Annotated in this window: 19 protein-coding genes; 7 read left to right on the plus strand and 12 right to left on the minus strand. The window is 39.3% G+C overall.

All coding sequences use genetic code 11. The annotated features are described in order from the left end of the window. Positions 1-224 precede the first annotated feature (224 nt). From JWQ54_RS21785 to JWQ54_RS21820, 8 genes are all read right to left on the minus strand, one after another. Positions 225-887 (minus strand): 1-acyl-sn-glycerol-3-phosphate acyltransferase, encoded by a 663-nt coding sequence (locus JWQ54_RS21785; RefSeq protein ID WP_299589313.1) that lies wholly within the window; start codon positions 885-887, stop codon positions 225-227. After that, on the minus strand, positions 884-1,705 hold the full coding sequence (locus JWQ54_RS21790; RefSeq protein ID WP_299589316.1) for an alpha/beta hydrolase: 822 nt from the start codon (positions 1,703-1,705) through the stop codon (positions 884-886). The genes JWQ54_RS21785 and JWQ54_RS21790 overlap by 4 nt, the downstream gene beginning before the upstream one ends. A gap of 361 nt (positions 1,706-2,066) precedes the next feature. Then, a complete protein-coding gene (locus JWQ54_RS21795) occupies positions 2,067-2,465 on the minus strand; it encodes a holo-ACP synthase (protein ID WP_299589319.1) in 399 nt (132 codons plus the stop codon). After that, a complete protein-coding gene (locus JWQ54_RS21800) occupies positions 2,449-3,267 on the minus strand; it encodes an SDR family oxidoreductase (RefSeq protein ID WP_299589321.1) in 819 nt (272 codons plus the stop codon). The genes JWQ54_RS21795 and JWQ54_RS21800 overlap by 17 nt, the downstream gene beginning before the upstream one ends. A 1-nt stretch (position 3,268) precedes the next feature. After that, positions 3,269-4,618, minus strand: coding sequence for a beta-ketoacyl synthase N-terminal-like domain-containing protein (locus JWQ54_RS21805; RefSeq protein ID WP_299589324.1), 1,350 nt, complete (start codon positions 4,616-4,618; stop codon positions 3,269-3,271). A gap of 5 nt (positions 4,619-4,623) precedes the next feature. After that, positions 4,624-4,896 carry an acyl carrier protein gene (locus tag JWQ54_RS21810; protein ID WP_299589327.1) on the minus strand — a complete coding sequence of 91 codons (273 nt, stop codon included), beginning with the start codon at positions 4,894-4,896 and terminating at the stop codon, positions 4,624-4,626. A 1-nt stretch (position 4,897) separates the two neighbouring features. Then, a complete protein-coding gene (locus JWQ54_RS21815; RefSeq protein ID WP_299589329.1) occupies positions 4,898-5,494 on the minus strand; it encodes a hypothetical protein in 597 nt (198 codons plus the stop codon). Beyond that, on the minus strand, positions 5,491-6,210 hold the full coding sequence (locus tag JWQ54_RS21820; protein WP_299589332.1) for an SDR family oxidoreductase: 720 nt from the start codon (positions 6,208-6,210) through the stop codon (positions 5,491-5,493). Before JWQ54_RS21820 ends, JWQ54_RS21815 begins: the two co-directional genes overlap by 4 nt. A gap of 309 nt (positions 6,211-6,519) precedes the next feature. Here JWQ54_RS21820 and JWQ54_RS21825 point away from each other — a divergent pair, with 309 nt between their 5' ends. Further along, the gene (locus JWQ54_RS21825) at positions 6,520-7,476 is read left to right on the plus strand and encodes a 3',5'-cyclic-nucleotide phosphodiesterase (RefSeq protein WP_299589335.1); all 957 of its coding nucleotides are present in this window, start codon (positions 6,520-6,522) and stop codon (positions 7,474-7,476) included. 42 nt (positions 7,477-7,518) lie between these two features. On the opposite strand, the gene JWQ54_RS21830 is transcribed toward JWQ54_RS21825, so the two are convergent. Continuing rightward, positions 7,519-8,214 carry a Crp/Fnr family transcriptional regulator gene (locus JWQ54_RS21830; RefSeq protein ID WP_299589338.1) on the minus strand — a complete coding sequence of 232 codons (696 nt, stop codon included), beginning with the start codon at positions 8,212-8,214 and terminating at the stop codon, positions 7,519-7,521. A gap of 228 nt (positions 8,215-8,442) precedes the next feature. Here JWQ54_RS21830 and JWQ54_RS21835 point away from each other — a divergent pair, with 228 nt between their 5' ends. The 3 genes from JWQ54_RS21835 (at position 8,443) to JWQ54_RS21845 (ending at position 11,082) form a co-directional block, all read left to right on the plus strand. Beyond that, positions 8,443-10,326, plus strand: coding sequence for a chloride channel protein (locus tag JWQ54_RS21835; protein WP_299589341.1), 1,884 nt, complete (start codon positions 8,443-8,445; stop codon positions 10,324-10,326). A 64-nt stretch (positions 10,327-10,390) separates the two neighbouring features. Beyond that, positions 10,391-10,747, plus strand: a complete 357-nt coding sequence (locus JWQ54_RS21840) for a DUF488 domain-containing protein (RefSeq protein WP_299589344.1) — start codon at positions 10,391-10,393, stop codon at positions 10,745-10,747. Then, positions 10,744-11,082, plus strand: a complete 339-nt coding sequence (locus JWQ54_RS21845) for a hypothetical protein (RefSeq protein ID WP_299589347.1) — start codon at positions 10,744-10,746, stop codon at positions 11,080-11,082. The genes JWQ54_RS21840 and JWQ54_RS21845 overlap by 4 nt, the downstream gene beginning before the upstream one ends. Before the next feature lie 26 nt (positions 11,083-11,108). Here JWQ54_RS21845 and JWQ54_RS21850 read toward each other — a convergent pair whose 3' ends face one another. Together JWQ54_RS21850 and JWQ54_RS21855 are read right to left on the minus strand one after the other, a co-directional pair. Next, the gene (locus JWQ54_RS21850; RefSeq protein WP_299589349.1) at positions 11,109-11,504 is read right to left on the minus strand and encodes a hypothetical protein; all 396 of its coding nucleotides are present in this window, start codon (positions 11,502-11,504) and stop codon (positions 11,109-11,111) included. 155 nt (positions 11,505-11,659) lie between these two features. Beyond that, the gene (locus tag JWQ54_RS21855) at positions 11,660-12,175 is read right to left on the minus strand and encodes a GNAT family N-acetyltransferase (RefSeq protein ID WP_299589351.1); all 516 of its coding nucleotides are present in this window, start codon (positions 12,173-12,175) and stop codon (positions 11,660-11,662) included. A 118-nt stretch (positions 12,176-12,293) separates the two neighbouring features. On the opposite strand from JWQ54_RS21855, the gene JWQ54_RS21860 reads away from it, so the two are divergent. Then, positions 12,294-12,941 carry a sigma-70 family RNA polymerase sigma factor gene (locus JWQ54_RS21860; protein ID WP_299589353.1) on the plus strand — a complete coding sequence of 216 codons (648 nt, stop codon included), beginning with the start codon at positions 12,294-12,296 and terminating at the stop codon, positions 12,939-12,941. 223 nt (positions 12,942-13,164) lie between these two features. On the opposite strand, the gene JWQ54_RS21865 is transcribed toward JWQ54_RS21860, so the two are convergent. Next, complete coding sequence (locus tag JWQ54_RS21865) at positions 13,165-13,524, minus strand: hypothetical protein (RefSeq protein ID WP_299589356.1); 360 nt, start codon at positions 13,522-13,524, stop codon at positions 13,165-13,167. Between the two features lie 233 nt (positions 13,525-13,757). Between JWQ54_RS21865 and JWQ54_RS21870 the strand changes: the two genes are divergently transcribed. Both JWQ54_RS21870 and JWQ54_RS21875 read left to right on the plus strand, forming a co-directional pair. Beyond that, the gene (locus JWQ54_RS21870; RefSeq protein ID WP_299589358.1) at positions 13,758-14,543 is read left to right on the plus strand and encodes a polysaccharide deacetylase family protein; all 786 of its coding nucleotides are present in this window, start codon (positions 13,758-13,760) and stop codon (positions 14,541-14,543) included. 108 nt (positions 14,544-14,651) lie between these two features. Further along, positions 14,652-15,086, plus strand: a complete 435-nt coding sequence (locus JWQ54_RS21875) for a GNAT family N-acetyltransferase (RefSeq protein ID WP_299589360.1) — start codon at positions 14,652-14,654, stop codon at positions 15,084-15,086. Positions 15,087-15,130: the final 44 nt, after the last annotated feature.

The raw sequence follows: 15,130 nt of genomic DNA on the forward strand, positions 1-15,130 counted from the left end.
TCCCACATTCCAACACGACAAAGAAACAACAACGTTTTCTTTAACATAAACCTTCTATAATTGTATTTAAAAACTGTCAACTTATTTTAGGGAAGGTCAGCTTGTAAAAATGGAACGCTTTGCCGGCATGAATACAAAAACTTGCGCTTCGCTTCATCTAAAACTACGGCTGCACATGGTTAGCGAAGGGTTTGGGGTGAGGAGACCGTTTGCTTATGTCGAACTCACATTAAGTTTCCGGGTTCCTTTGTAAACCGAACCAATTTCTTCATACTTTGCAGGTGATGTGCATTTACTTTTTGTTTTAATTCTTCAAAATTAAAGTTGTGATTAGTTCCGCAATCTAAAAGGTTGAAATAGGTTGAGGGCTTGGTGCTTTCAAAGTATTCAAGCAGGTTGCTGCTCCATATCAGCTGGCAATCGCCTTTAATTCTATTAACAATCTCGTGAATTCCTTCTTTAAATTGAATATGTCGGATATGTTGAGATTCCAGCTCAGCCTGCGGAAAGAAAAGCAGGATATTGCCCGGAGTATTCATTAATTCAGCAGCATATTCAAGGCTCTCTTTGATCGACCATCTCCCGGGCTCCACAGAAAATGATCCGCAATACTTTAGCCACCAATTTTTTTCCATCTGTTTTTTAACCGACATAGTGTACAATCCTTTCAGATTTTGCTGCTTATCAATCATTTTAAAGGCCAGGTAGTAAGCAAAAAAACCATCCAAAAACCCAAAATGATTACACATCAGTATATAAGAATGGTTAGGCTTTATATCGATGTGATTGATGGTCATTTTATTAAAACGCCGCCTGAAAAACCACATCAGGAATAATGAGCCCCATTTAATAAACATAAAAGGAAGTGGTTTGGCCTTTATTATCATAATAACAGATCGGTTAACCGGGCTACAAAATTCTTTTTTATCATTTCGTGACCTTCATCTAATACAACTACTTTGGCGTTTTTTAGTTTAGTGATGAAATCTTTCCCAATGCCCGGTGGGAATGATCTGTCGCGTTTGCCAAATATAAAGATGCTTTTTATGTTTTGCTCATTTAGCGCTTTCAGCAAGCGGGGCTCATCTGTTTCAAAAAAGCGCAGATAGGTGAAACAGGCATAAAAATTAAACCTTAGCTCGGCTGTGCCAATTTCGCCATATAAAATTTTATAGGCTTCGGCATCAATTAGTCTGAGACGCTTAAATAGCTTGAGCATTCTAATCAAGGTAGTTTCGTTAAGTGCTAACTTTTCCATTATCTTATTCCCGGTTTTGTTTTTACTGAAAAAGGGGATCAGTTTCCCCGGATTTAATGAAGAAGGCGCAGCAATTATAAATTCATCTATCATCGGTGCAAGCTCTTCTGCAACAACGGTTGCATAATGCGTGCCCATGGAATACCCTATTAATGAAAATCTTTCAATCCCTTCGTGTCTACAAAAGTCAAGTATAAAGTTGGCGAATTTTTTTTTGGAGATTCCTTTTTTAACAGTTGGCAATGTTTGATCTTTTAGCTTTGTTTCTTTATGGAAAAAAAGATCAAAACCCATAAAGGTATATTTATCGCCCAGGGCAGATTCAAGAAGTTTAAACTGTTTGCCATGCATCCCATACCCGTGAAAAGTCAGCATTACCTGTTTGCCGCTACCAAATTTGTAGTAGTGCAGGTTAACTAAATCATTTTCAAAGTAGTGGTCTGTCATTGGGATTAAAGGGAAAATGTAAGAGATGTCAGTCTGAAATGATTTCTCAATACCTTCAAATTAAGGAATTTTTGCCCTCCTTGTGCGCAGCAAAGGGAGGGCAGGTCCAGCGAAGCGTCGACCGGGTGGGTAAATATGCGCGCGATATTAACGCAAATGCATTGGCGCAAATGCATGGCGCGTTGACTCACCCCGCCGACTGTGCTAGCCAGCGGATGGACGACCCTCTCTTCGCTTAGCGCAAAGAGGGTAAACTGCAATTTTTCCTTCAACTTAATAGCTTTAGACCCCTTCCCGAATCCTTTGGCATGACACCCGGTTTTTTTTGATAGTTTTATAGAAATTGTGTTAATCATTATTTTTACAAATTTTCTATAAAGGCAATGGCCCAGGCGTAATCACCATCGTGTGAGATTGAAAGGGCTATATCAAATTTAACAGAATCGCGGTGTATTATTACTTTTGGTCTGCCAACAGGTTTATCACGGAAGATCTCTATTTTTTTAGGACCTAATGCTGATGGATCAATTTGCTTTACAGCTTTATAAACTGCTTCTTTTGCGGCCCAGGTTGATGCATAACGAAGCAGTGGATTATCAAACTGATCGCAGTAAGCTATCTCATTTGCTGTATAAACTTTGTTTTTGAATGATTCTGTGAATGATTTTTCAAAATCAGGAATAAACACAATATCGTTACCCGCCGAAAATTTATTACCGGGTATTAGTTCATCCAATGCTCTTTTAATTTCCTTCTCCATCAACACCAAGTCCCATAATATTAAAGCCGCCGTCAACAAAATGAATATTACCCGTTACTCTTTTTGAAAGATCAGAGAAGTAATACAGAGCAGTATCGCCCACATCGCCTGAATCAATATTACCTAGCGGGGCTGTAAATTTACCCATTTTACGCAGCTTACGCACACCAAAGATGCCACCGGAAGAGGTAGTCATAACTAATCCTGCAGAAATTGCATTTACACGAACACCCGTCCCCCTGAAGTGACTGGCAAGGTACATCATTATATTCTCCAAAGCAGCCTTGCTGATAGCCATCCCCGCATAACCCGGGAATACCCTTTGAGAAGCATTATAGGTGAGCGTTAAAACAGAGGCGTTTTTAGCAAAAAGGGGCTGAGCAACACGGCAGATCCTGAGCAGTGAATAGGCGCTGATGTTAAATGAGTCCATCAGGTCATCAAACGGAATATCAATGTAGGAGGGAGGGGGTTCGTTGCTGCCGGGGATGCTGTAACACATAACAGACTGCGTGCCAAAAGCCACACCGTGTAAAACATAATCTATCGGTCCGGCAGTATCATAAACCATGCGCATAAACGCGCTGATCTCTTCCTCCAGTCTTACATCAACTTCGGCAGATAGTTTGGGATCCATGCCATGTTGCTGCATCAGGTATAATACCTCATTCTTTGTATCAGCAACATAGCTTAAGGCCACTTTACAACCTGAACGATGCAATTTTACAGCAATATCATACGCTATTGAGCTCTCGTTCCTAACGCCGAATACTACTGCAACCTTATTTGTATTATCAATCATTTTATAGGTCTCTTGAAACCATCATGGCGCTGTTTGTGCCGCCAAACCCATAATTTAAACAGGCTACACGGTTAATTTCTTTTGAAAATGTTTTTTGCGGAACTAAATGCCTGTAAGCTGCCAATGGTTTATGCGGTCCGTTCCAGCCGTCAACCTTTTGAAAGCCTTCCAGTTCGGGGTTAAGCGTTTCAGAATTTAAGCAAGGTAATACTTTTTGGTTTTGAAGCATCAGTAACGCCGTAATAAACTCAACCGAACCGGCACCGCCAAGCATGTGGCCAAATTGCGATTTAGGGGCACTCATGTGGTAACCATCTTCGCCTAAAGCATCAACGACACTTAACAGCTCAACAGAATCACCCACAGGGGTTGATGTGCCATGCACTTTAACAACATCAGGCCGCAAACCTTTATCAGGCATTAAGCCTTTCCAAAGCCTTTGCTGCCCTGCAAACGATGGGTAAAACATATCGCCATCACCATCGGAGTTGTTAAAGTATTCATTAATAACACCCAGGATGTTCGCCCCGCGTGCCTTAGCCATTTCATACTCTTCAAGCGCAACAATGCCTGCGCCGAACGAACATACAAAACCATTACGGTGCATATCAAAAGGGCGTGAACTTTCTGCAGGACTAAAGCCCTTACTTAATATCATCATGCCATCAAAACCTATAAAGGTTTCTAATGCAGTACCTTCAACGCCACCGGCAATGGCGCGATCCTGCAAGCCAAATTTTATCAGCCTGTAAGCATGGCCAATATTACCAAGTCCTGTTGCACAGGCCGAGGTTATTGATTCGCAAACGCCTTTTGTTTTTAACAGGCAGGAGATATTTGCAGCTTCACGGTATGACATGCTGCGGTCAACTGTATGTGCACCAGCTATCCGGGCTTTTTTGCCCATCTGGAAAAAGTAATGCCAGGCTACCCTCAATATCTGGTTACCGGCACCACCCGAGCCCACAACAACACCCGTTTGTTCCGATTCAATTTCTTTGGTGGTCCATCCGGCCATTTTGCAAGCCTCCTGGGCTCCAAGCATGGCCCACACACTGCCCATATCGGCAGTAGAGAGATGGGCGTCAGAAATTCTGCCCAGCGTGTCAATATAGGTTTCGGGATATTTTTCAGTAATAGGTGCCCAAACGGCCTCAAGGCCCATTTCTTCTTCAGTAATAAAGCCTGATACTGTGGAACGGATCTGCTTATTGTATTCAACTGCTAACGGCCATTCGCGCACCAAACTCTGGTCGGTGAACATTTTTTGGTTAAATTCATCAAGTCCTGAACAAGCCGGAAAAGCCCCGCCCATTCCAACAACTGCTACTTTTCGTCCTGCAACCTGCATATTTATTATTTTTCGCTGCGTTCTTTAACCATTATTATCAAGTCAATAATGTCTTTTACTTTTGATCCCATGCGGTCGATATCCTCATCTTCAAACTCAATCCCGAATTTGTGCTCAACTTTAGCCGCAATGTTTATCAGTTCTGTTGAAGGGGTGCTAAGGTCTGTAAGAAAGTCTGTTTCTTCCGTTACTCCAACCAATCTTTCCTGATCAATTGTCCGGATAGTTTTTAATACCTCCAATAAACCGTTAAGTATTTCTTGTCTTTCGTTTTCCATATTATGCTAATTTGTTAAATAATTCTATAAGGATTGCGCGGCCTGTAATGTCATGTAATTCGGCGACTTTTATAAAATCTTTGCTAATATCATACTTTAATAATCTTTCTTCTGTAAAATCACTAAAATATTCATCAAGGTTCATGCCTTTTGGCACTTTATAAATATTACCGTCGCACACCATTTGCCGCCATTTATAAAAGGTGATGTTACCCAAACTGATAAACCTGTCACCCAGCTCCAGGTAATTCTGGAAATTAACATTACCAATACTTATAAATGCTGGAACAAATTTATCTCTAAGCACATCTGGTGTACAGTTAAGCTTACGGCACTCCAGGAAAGTTGCGCATGAAACAATGGTAGCCTGTGCAAATGCTTCAATCTGGTCGACCCCGCGGAATACGCCAAAATGATCCTCTACATCCCTTTCTGTTGGCGCGTAGCTTGCTACGATCCCTTTATAGGGTGAGTGCCAGTGGTAGGTATTTACCAACCGTTTTGTAGGGCCGTGCAGCAGCAATTGCGAAGGATCAATCCCAACAAGGTTGCCGGTCATTATTGTATTTAAGTAGCCTGCTTTTTCTTCTTCTGTCATATTAAACCGCCATTGATGTGGATATTTGTTCCATTAATGTATGATGCCTTGTCTGATAGCAGGAACACGATCGTATCTGCTACATCATCCACTTTTCCAAATCTTTTAGCCGGAATCATATTAAAATATTTTTGTTTTATTTCAGCAGGTATTGCAACAGTCATATCGGTTTCAATAAAGCCGGGCGATACACTTAGCACTCTTATTTTATGTTCAGTATTTGTTGCAGCTGCTTCCTGTGCCAATGACCTTGATAAAGCCGTTAAGCCTGCTTTGGTAGCCGCGTAAACAGACTGGAATGCATTGCCGCTTTCGCCAACTACCGAGCTAATATTTATAATGACACCTTCCTGTGTTAAGCTAAAGATCTTCATAGCGGTTTTGCAGATAAGGATAGGCGCTTTTAAATTTACATTCAGCATGGCATCAATTTCCCGTTCGGGCTGATAATTAAGCGGTTTATCATAAGTTACGCCTGCATTGTTTATTACCGCATATAAATCGCCGTGTTCTTTCTTTAGCTGTTTGCAAAAATTATTTATCGCATCCGGATCTGAAAAATCAGCACACAAAATATGGCTGCCGGGCTCAACATGTGTAAAGCTTTCAGGTTTTGATGCGTGTAATATTAAAGTATACTCACCTGATAGCTTTTTAGAAATGGCCAGCCCTAATCCTTTACTCGCCCCGGTTATTAGTATTTTTTTTTTCTCCATCAGGATGTATATAGTGATCAGAGGTTGGAGATTAGTTTTGCCAAAGTTGCCAATGGTCTATAACTTTTCCGTAAATCTTTACAGCAAATATGTTGATTTATAATAATAATTTAGGCATGTTGATTAATAAATTCGCCTCACGAAAATCCCTCTCCAAAATAGCAGGGCTTTAAAAAATAGCGAAGTTAAATCCTTTTCTTTAGAGAAGATTAGTCGCAATGGTTTGTTTTAAGGCGCTCATGAGTGTTTTGTAGTTTAGGTGAGGCAACAATTACTTTTTTTTAAATTGATTATTAATAAAAATGGTATATGCTACGTAGGTATTTTATAATAAGTATTTTGTGTGTTTTTCTGCTGCCGGTTTTAGTGTTTTCACAGGATGATAAATCTTTCAAAATAGTGCCACTTGGCATAATGGGGGGCATTAACGAAAGTAATCTGTCGGCTTATATGGTTGCCGCAACCGGTACCAGCGATTACATTTGTTTTGACGCCGGTACTTTGCATTACGGTATTGAAAAGGCCATTAACAACAACGTGTTCAATATTCCAGCCGAACAGGTGCTTAAAAAATATATTAGAGGTTATTTTATTTCGCATGCACATCTTGATCATGTTTCCGGGCTTATCATCAACTCTCCGGATGATACTGCTAAAATCATATATGGATTAGCAAGCTGCCTGGAAACTATTAAAACACATTACTTTACCTGGGAAAGTTGGGCCAATTTTACTGATGAAGGCGAGGCTCCTTTGCTAAAAAAATACCATTACCAGGTGTTAAGGCCAGATAGCAGCACAGCAATAAAAAATACGGAGATGAGCGTGAAAGTATACCCGCTTAGTCACTCGAACCTGCAAAGCACCGCATTTTTGGTGAACAGCAATAACGCTTATATTTTGTATTTGGGTGATGTTGGACCGGATGAAATTGAAAAAAGTAATAGTCTGCATAACTTGTGGCAAGCTATTTCCCCGTTTATTAAAAGCAAAAAATTGAAGGCCATAATGATAGAGACATCATTTCCTAATGAGCAGCCGGATAAAACCCTGTTTGGTCATTTAACCCCAAACTGGTTGATGAAAGAAATGGATGATCTTGCCGCTTTAACCGGGGTTGATGCTCTTAAAGGATTTAATTTGATAATTACCCACGTTAAGCCACCACAGGTTAATATTGATAAGCTTAAGTCGCAGTTAAAAGCGCAAAACAAACTGCGGTTTAATTTGATATTTCCAAAACAGGGGAGGGAGATTGATTTGTAGTGATTAGAGGCTGGAGATTAGAGATTAGGAAATAATAACAATTTAATCTTTCTTTCCAGTTACGATCTTCTTTAAACCATCCTCATTCAACAACTTAAAACTCTTTCCATTCACTTCAATTAAACCGCCCTGCAAAAACTCCTGGGTTACTTTAAAAAAGGTTTCATAAGCAACACCGGCATATGAGGCAATGTCCTGTTTGGGTAATTCAATATCTATATAGCCGCCTGTATTGAGTCCGAATTGGTTTTTGAGTGATAAAAATGCCTGGGCAATCCGCTCCTTTACCGGCATGTGTGCCAGGTTGCGCATCCTTTTTTCTGATTCCTGCAATGCATTTGCAAAAAGCTTCATTAGTTTAATGGTAAATAGCGGGTTCACATTTAATGATGATTCAAAAAAGTCCATTGGCACATAACATACAACTGTGTTTTCAACTGCAGTAGCCGATATAGGATAAAGCGGATCATCACCGAGACCTAAGTGCCCCAAAATGTCACCGCCTTTGGCAAAGCGTAATATCAGTTCCTTGTCATCATCCCAGCGCTTGTGAACTTTAACTTTGCCTGAGTAAACAAAAAAGATCCCTTCTACGGTATCGCCCTCTTTAAAAATTTCCTGTCCTTTTTTAAAAGTGATGTTTTTTTTGTGCGCGGTAATAGCAGGCAACCAATCGGGGATGCATGATGAGCATAAAAAGCAGCTTTTGAGGTCACATTCTTGTCTGAGATCTTTCATTCAACTTATTGTTATGCAATAATAGCTATAAGATGCAATACCTACCAATATAAAGAGGTTGTTAATGATGATTATTATATTGCATATACAATAAAATATAAATAATTTTTTCAATTTATTATAAATAAACATTGTGTATGCAATGTTTATTTTATAAATTTTTTCTCAGGATGTTGAATAATCCATACCTTTGCTAAATTATTAACAGGCTATTTTTTTACTAATTTAATGAAACGAAAAGATTACGACAGCGGCATCCCCATCTCACCTTTATTAAGCAATTTGGAGAATAAAGAAGGTGGTTCAAAAAAAGCACTATTACTAAAAAGTCGTTTGATAAGGATCTGCCTCATGTCAGTTACTGTGGCAATTACTATCAGCCTTATTGCTAAATTTTTGGTTACGCTGATCAATTTTGTAACCAATGTAGCTTTTTATGGAAAGGCTGATTTGGGTTTTAATAGTCCGGCAAGCAACCATTTAGGGATTTGGGTTATTTTTATTCCGGCAATTGGCGGGGTTATAGTTGGGTTTATGGCCCTTTATGGTTCAAAAGCAATTCGCGGACATGGTATTCCTGAAGCAATGGAGCAAATACTGGTAAATGAAAGCCGGATAAAGCCTTCTATAACTTTTCTTAAACCCATATCATCGGCTATCGTTATCGGAACAGGCGGCCCTTTTGGTGCAGAAGGACCTATTATTGCAACAGGCGGAGCTTTAGGCTCAACCTTAGGACAATTATTTAAAATCAGTGCTAATGAACGCAAGGTTATTTTAGCAGCAGGCGCAACGGCTGGTATGTCAGCAATTTTTGGGACGCCTATCGCCGGTGTATTCCTGGCCATTGAGCTATTATTATTTGAATTTTCACCCCGGTCAATACTTCCGGTTGCGCTGGCATGCATTACCGGCGCTGCAGGCCACCATTTATTATTTGGCGCTGGGCCGGTATTTGAAATGCCCGACCTGATTACCCCATCAAATATGGCACTGGCCGTTTACAGCTTTATTGGCATACTAATCGGTTTTTTATCAATAGGAATTACTAAAATAGTTTATGTTATTGAAGACTATTTTGAAAAAATACCTGTTCACTGGATGTGGTATCCTGCTATTGGTGGTTTGGCGGTGGGTATTATCGGCTTCTTCGCGCCGCATACCCTGGGCGTTGGGTATGATAATATTACCGGGATCTTATCCGGCAGCTGGCCAATAAGCTTGCTGTGTAGTTTGGTGTTTTTAAAATTTTTGTCGTGGGCCATCGCATTGGGCAGCGGAACATCAGGCGGTACATTAGCTCCGCTATTAACCATGGGCGGTGCTGCGGGTGCAATTATTGGTGCATCATTAATAAGCTGGTTTCCTGAATTGGGTATAAGTATACCTATGGCAGCATTGATAGGCATGTCGGCCATGTTTGCCGGGGCATCAAGGGCTTACCTAACCAGCATTACTTTTGCTCTTGAAGCAACTATGCAGTCGCATGCTTTACTGCCCTTACTTGGGGCGTGTACCGCGGCGTATATTGTTTCTTTCTTCCTGATGGAAAATACCATTATGACTGAGAAGATAGCGCGGCGCGGCGTTGTTACACCCGACTCGTACGAACCGGATATTTTACAAAAAACCAAGGTGTCAGAGGTGATCAGTAACCAAGGGGTGATTTTAAGATCCAATAATACGATTAGCGAAGTAAGGAAATTGCTGTTATCAAAAAATATACAGGATAGTTACTTAATCACCGTTAATGATAATTTAGAATATGCAGGTACAGTGAAACTAACTGACCTTTACCAGGAGCCTGTTAATGCCGATGTAAAACTCAAAAAAATTGTACAGCCGGATTACCTGTTGGTACATAGCAACGATAGTTTACGCACTGCAGTTGAGCTAATGTCCAAACAGAACGGTGATGTATTGCCGGTTATTAATTCAGACGATCATAAAGTAATAGGTGTATTGTCATACCGTAACATTATTTCTGGCTATAACGATCAGCTAATTGAAAACGAAAATGCCCGCACGCAGATCTCATTAAAAAGAAGGCGCATGAAAATGTTACTTAAAAGAAAGAAACCTGTGAAAGGGAACCCACCGGAAGGCGAGTAATATTGCTTAAATTTGCGGAAATTGAAACCAGTGGTGTAATCAACGGCAGGTATTTAATTATGTTATGCAGAATATATTTATCAAACGAATATATGAACCGGCAGCGGAATCCGACGGATTTAGGGTACTTATTGATCGCTTGTGGCCAAGGGGGATGACAAAGGAAAATGCAAGAATAGATTTATGGATGAAGGAAATAGCTCCCTCAGTTGGACTAAGAAAATGGTTTAACCACGATCCGCAAAAATGGCAGCAGTTTCAGCATGAATACTTTACTGAGTTAACCCACCAACCAAGTGTGAAAGATCTGGCAGCTTTGATCCACAAGCATAAAATTGTTACTTTATTGTACGCAGCGAAGGATGAGCAATATAATCATGCCCTTGTTTTGCAACACTTTTTGCAAACTTTGCCGAAATGAAGCAAATAAAAAATTTCATTGATTTTGTTTTGGTGCAAGGCGACGAGGAAATAAGGGTGAAAACCTATCCACGGGAATACGGAGACTTGCGGCTGCTCATAAAAGACTATTTAAGACGGGATGATTTTGGACAGTGCACAGGAATGGGGAGATGTGCTACCTGCATGGTAACCATCTCCTCAAACATTAACTCCGCTTTAACCCAAAACGAAAGACTTTCAAACCTTCACATAATAAAAAACACAGACCGTGTTGTGAAATTATCCTGCCAGGTAATAATAAATGATCAGCTGGCTAATAAAAGGATAAGCATATTGCCGGGCCGGTTATTTTAATTGGCGTAAAACCTGTTTCAGGAATTTTAATTAAGTGTTTTTTGTGACTTAACTACGCCCGTTAGTTTTGATAAGGAAAACGCCCCTACAGCCATAGCCAGATCGCGAACTGCAACATCCAAATAATTGACACTGGCAATCAGGTTTAATGCTATCAATACTAACCACGCGCTTACTAATAAGGCTCCTTTTTTCGGGTTAACAAATACCAATATGCCTGCTATGATTTCAATTATGCCAACAGTCATCATAAAAACATGATCGCTTACCGGCAATGCAGCCCTAAGTGATGGATTTAAATAATGTGCCCAATCAGTAAGTATGTTGGTAAATTTATCCGCGCCGGCAACGATAGGAGTAAGCCCGTAGGTGAATTTTAAAAGTGTTTGAACTTCGTTAACTTTTTTTGAGTTTTGATCCATGATTTTGATTTTTTTAAACATTAGAGAGAGGCTGTTTAAAAAGGGTTACAAAATCATGGACAAATGGTTGATTAAGTTGACTGGGCAGTAGCGTTTACTTTATAAATAGTCACATCTGCAAATTATTCAAACCTAATCAACCCAATCCAACTCAATCAACTAATTTCTAAAATATAGGTCAGGAGCCAGCGGTACTCATCTATCATAAAGGGGTAATCTAAACAGGTTCTGTCGGTTTGTTTAAAGCCAAAAGCCTCATAAAATAATAGGGCGGGGCTGCTTTCCATAACTTTTACCCAAAGTATGGGACGTTGTTGACGTTTCGTAAGGTCAAATATGAAGCTCATGATGGCTTTGCCCATCCCTTTGCCGGTATATTGCTGCAGCAAATACAACTTTTCTATTTCAAGGCATTGTTGTGGAGTATAAGGCGACAGTGCATTTTCTTTTACTTTGAAATAACCTGCTGCTTTATTATCATAGTACACTAAAAACCAGGAAACTTCGGGTATTGTCAGGTCTTTTTCAAGATCATCTTTTCCATAAAATCTTTTAAGGTAGGCTTCACCTGCATCCAGCCATAAATAAGTATACGTTTGCTTATAGGTTTGTATTGCAATATCAAATAGCACATCAGCCTGGTTAATATCACATTGTTTTATATTGATCAAATTATTTGGGGTTTGTTTAACTTACTGTTGTGAAATTTAAAAGGGTTACAAACATTGTAAAAATAATTTGTAACCCTTTTGGTTTTTGATACTCTGTTTGTAATAAATTCCTGTTTTAATGAGTACGGCTAAAGATACTTTTAATTTAAAAATGAGCGACGAAGAAATTGTTGAAAGGGTAGTTAAAGGTGAACAGCATTTGTATGAGAGTCTTATGCGCAAGTATAACCTGCGCATGTATCGCATTAGTATGTCAATTATTAATGATAATAAGGAGGCTGAAGATATTATGCAAACGGCTTATATTAATGCCTACCAGCAATTGGCAAATTTCCAGGGCAGGTCAAGCTTTGGAACCTGGCTAACAAGAATACTTATTTATGAAAGCCTGCTGCATAAAAAAAGGAAACAAAAACTTCAAAAAGTGCTTATGGAAAAACAGGGTAATGATTATCATAACGATACTCCATTAAAGGGACTTATGAATAAGGAACTAAAAGTACTGCTTGAAAATGCAGTTGCCCAACTGCCTGAAAAGTACAGGCTGGTATTTGTAATGCGCGAGATCCAGGAAATGAGCACCAACGAAACCATGGATGCTCTTAATCTTGGCGAATCTAACGTGAAGATCCGGTTAAGCCGTGCCAAAGAAATGCTACGGAAGGAGTTGCATAGCTACTGGCAACCTAAACAGCTTTTTGAATTTAATTTAATAAGGTGTGATGTTGTTGTTGATTTTGTGATGCGGAACATTAGTGCTGGCTGAAAATCTTGTATCACAATAATCTTACATTCCAACTATCCGTTCCTGAGCGTGTTTTGACAACACAGGCTAACGCATGCAATTGGTATAAGCGCACTTATATCGGCCGGTGGCCCGGTATGCAGCGCTTTGCTGATATTCAGATATTTAAGAACAACCTGAATAAGTTTAAACTCAGACCTACAAAGTTTTAAAGCTTCGTAAGTCTGCTCTGATAGGGGTTATATTATTTACCAGTTTTTTTTGCAGGTGTGCTTTTTTCAGCAGCTACCTTTTTTATAGGCTTTGGTGCGGTGTCAACTGCGGGGGCGTTGTTTTCTGTCACTATCGGCTTTGGTGCTTTAGCTACAAGGGCAGCTTTTTTCTTAGCTGGCTTGGGTATTGCTGATTTATCAGCTTTTACTGGTTTTGATAGTTTTTTTGAAAGGAGCTTTGCAGCTTTTTCAATCTCTTTATTAATTTTTTTTGAGCTGTGACCCAGCTTTACAGCAAATGCTTTTAATTCAGCTATTAAACTGGTTTGGATATTTTTCTTAGCGGTTACCTGTGCTTGTTTAGCTGTTGATTTTGTGCTTTCTGTTTTCATCGGTTTTTTTGGATTGCTGCAAAAGTAAGTTATATTAATGTTGTACCAATGTTATCATTATGTTAACAACTTAAAATGATTTTAATATTAATTTATCAATGTGTTAAAAATGAGGTTGATATAAAATCTGGCCGATATGCAATAAAGATCTAATACATCAAAATACGTAATTGAAAAAAGTATTGATAAATCTGTAAATTGGTTTTCTCAATCATTAAGTTCAAATTCATATTATGAAAAAACTTATTCTGCTTCTTTTACTGATAAATTTTAGTGTTCATGCACAGCAAAAGCATCCCGCACCAGTTCATAAAAAAGCTATAATAGTGCTTACTTATGATGATGCTTTGATGTCACAGTTAAATATTGCTATCCCGCAATTGGACGCTACTCACCTAAACGGCACTTTTTTTCTGACCGGAAACATAACACAGGAAACCTTGCCAGGATGGCGTAATGCTTTTAAACAAGGGAATGAATTGGCTAATCACACCCTTTATCATCCATGTTTAATAACTGATGGAAAAGGTAATCCTGCAAATAATTCAGCAAATTATACAGTTTATACAATTATTCGTGAAATAGGTATGATGAACAATCTTTTACATGTAATTGATAATGAAAAAACACATACCTATGCCTATCCCTGCACTGAATCAAAAGTTGGTGGTATAAACTACATCGATTCTTTACGAAAGTCGGCTATAGTAAAATATGCCCGTATGGGTGGTGATCAAAATGCCATTGTAACAGATTATAACAAACTTGATCCGCTGTTGGTTCCGTCATGGGCTGTTGTTGGTAAAATTACCGGAGATGATTTAATTGCTTTTGTAAAGAAGGTACAAAAGGAGGGAGGTATGGGTATATTTATGTTCCATGGAATTGGTGGCGATTATTTAACCACACCTGCACAGGCGCACAGTGAACTTTTAAACTACCTGAATCAGCACAGAAATGAAATATGGGTCGCTACATTTAAGCAGGCGATGGATTACGTTACCAGTGTAAAACGTTAAAAGCCGGGAGAGTGCCGGACCTTAGTGGGATAAATAATAAAATAGGTTGTTAAATTGCTTGTAACCTTATAACTTGCTAAGCATTAACACAATCTGATAAATTTAATTATGGCCAATACTGAAATAGTATACGCAAGAGAATTAACCTTACACCCTGAGGAGTTTATTGATGTTTTAAAGCGCAGCACACTGGCCGAGCGAAGGCCCGTGGATGATGCAGAAAGGATCAGGAGTATGTGCCAGAACGCTAACTTAATTGTAACAGCCCGGAAAGATGGTAAGTTGGTAGGAGTAGCAAGGTCATTAACTGATTTTATTTATTGTACTTATCTGTCTGACCTTGCAGTGGATGAAAGCCTTCAAAAACAGGGCATAGGAACCCGCTTAATTAAGGAGACAAAACTACATTCGCCTCAGGCTAAATTGATCCTGCTATCAGCCCCGGCTGCGGTAAACTATTACCCTAAAATAGGTATGACTCGTCACGACAATTGTTTTATGCTGGATGATGTAAATGATTTAAAAATAACTGAGCGACAATAGTTCATTAATCAGCGCAGTTGAGGGATAAACCGGCAAAATAATAA

The organism is Mucilaginibacter sp. (assembly GCF_028288225.1).
GTDB lineage: Bacteria > Bacteroidota > Bacteroidia > Sphingobacteriales > Sphingobacteriaceae > Mucilaginibacter.

What these genes read in the sequence shown, in the direction of transcription:
- JWQ54_RS21835 (WP_299589341.1), top strand. Translation starts at nt 8,443, where the DNA reads ATGAAACGAAAAGATTACGACAGCGGCATCCCCATCTCACCTTTATTA.
- JWQ54_RS21795 (WP_299589319.1), bottom strand. Translation starts at nt 2,465, where the DNA reads ATGGAGAAGGAAATTAAAAGAGCATTGGATGAACTAATACCCGGTAAT.
- JWQ54_RS21840 (WP_299589344.1), top strand. Translation starts at nt 10,391, where the DNA reads ATGCAGAATATATTTATCAAACGAATATATGAACCGGCAGCGGAATCC.
- JWQ54_RS21810 (WP_299589327.1), bottom strand. Translation starts at nt 4,896, where the DNA reads ATGGAAAACGAAAGACAAGAAATACTTAACGGTTTATTGGAGGTATTA.
- JWQ54_RS21825 (WP_299589335.1), top strand. Translation starts at nt 6,520, where the DNA reads ATGCTACGTAGGTATTTTATAATAAGTATTTTGTGTGTTTTTCTGCTG.
- JWQ54_RS21860 (WP_299589353.1), top strand. Translation starts at nt 12,294, where the DNA reads ATGAGTACGGCTAAAGATACTTTTAATTTAAAAATGAGCGACGAAGAA.
- JWQ54_RS21830 (WP_299589338.1), bottom strand. Translation starts at nt 8,214, where the DNA reads ATGAAAGATCTCAGACAAGAATGTGACCTCAAAAGCTGCTTTTTATGC.
- JWQ54_RS21815 (WP_299589329.1), bottom strand. Translation starts at nt 5,494, where the DNA reads ATGACAGAAGAAGAAAAAGCAGGCTACTTAAATACAATAATGACCGGC.
- JWQ54_RS21800 (WP_299589321.1), bottom strand. Translation starts at nt 3,267, where the DNA reads ATGATTGATAATACAAATAAGGTTGCAGTAGTATTCGGCGTTAGGAAC.
- JWQ54_RS21820 (WP_299589332.1), bottom strand. Translation starts at nt 6,210, where the DNA reads ATGGAGAAAAAAAAAATACTAATAACCGGGGCGAGTAAAGGATTAGGG.
- JWQ54_RS21805 (WP_299589324.1), bottom strand. Translation starts at nt 4,618, where the DNA reads ATGCAGGTTGCAGGACGAAAAGTAGCAGTTGTTGGAATGGGCGGGGCT.
- JWQ54_RS21785 (WP_299589313.1), bottom strand. Translation starts at nt 887, where the DNA reads ATGATAATAAAGGCCAAACCACTTCCTTTTATGTTTATTAAATGGGGC.
- JWQ54_RS21790 (WP_299589316.1), bottom strand. Translation starts at nt 1,705, where the DNA reads ATGACAGACCACTACTTTGAAAATGATTTAGTTAACCTGCACTACTAC.
- JWQ54_RS21875 (WP_299589360.1), top strand. Translation starts at nt 14,652, where the DNA reads ATGGCCAATACTGAAATAGTATACGCAAGAGAATTAACCTTACACCCT.
- JWQ54_RS21870 (WP_299589358.1), top strand. Translation starts at nt 13,758, where the DNA reads ATGAAAAAACTTATTCTGCTTCTTTTACTGATAAATTTTAGTGTTCAT.
- JWQ54_RS21865 (WP_299589356.1), bottom strand. Translation starts at nt 13,524, where the DNA reads ATGAAAACAGAAAGCACAAAATCAACAGCTAAACAAGCACAGGTAACC.
- JWQ54_RS21850 (WP_299589349.1), bottom strand. Translation starts at nt 11,504, where the DNA reads ATGGATCAAAACTCAAAAAAAGTTAACGAAGTTCAAACACTTTTAAAA.
- JWQ54_RS21845 (WP_299589347.1), top strand. Translation starts at nt 10,744, where the DNA reads ATGAAGCAAATAAAAAATTTCATTGATTTTGTTTTGGTGCAAGGCGAC.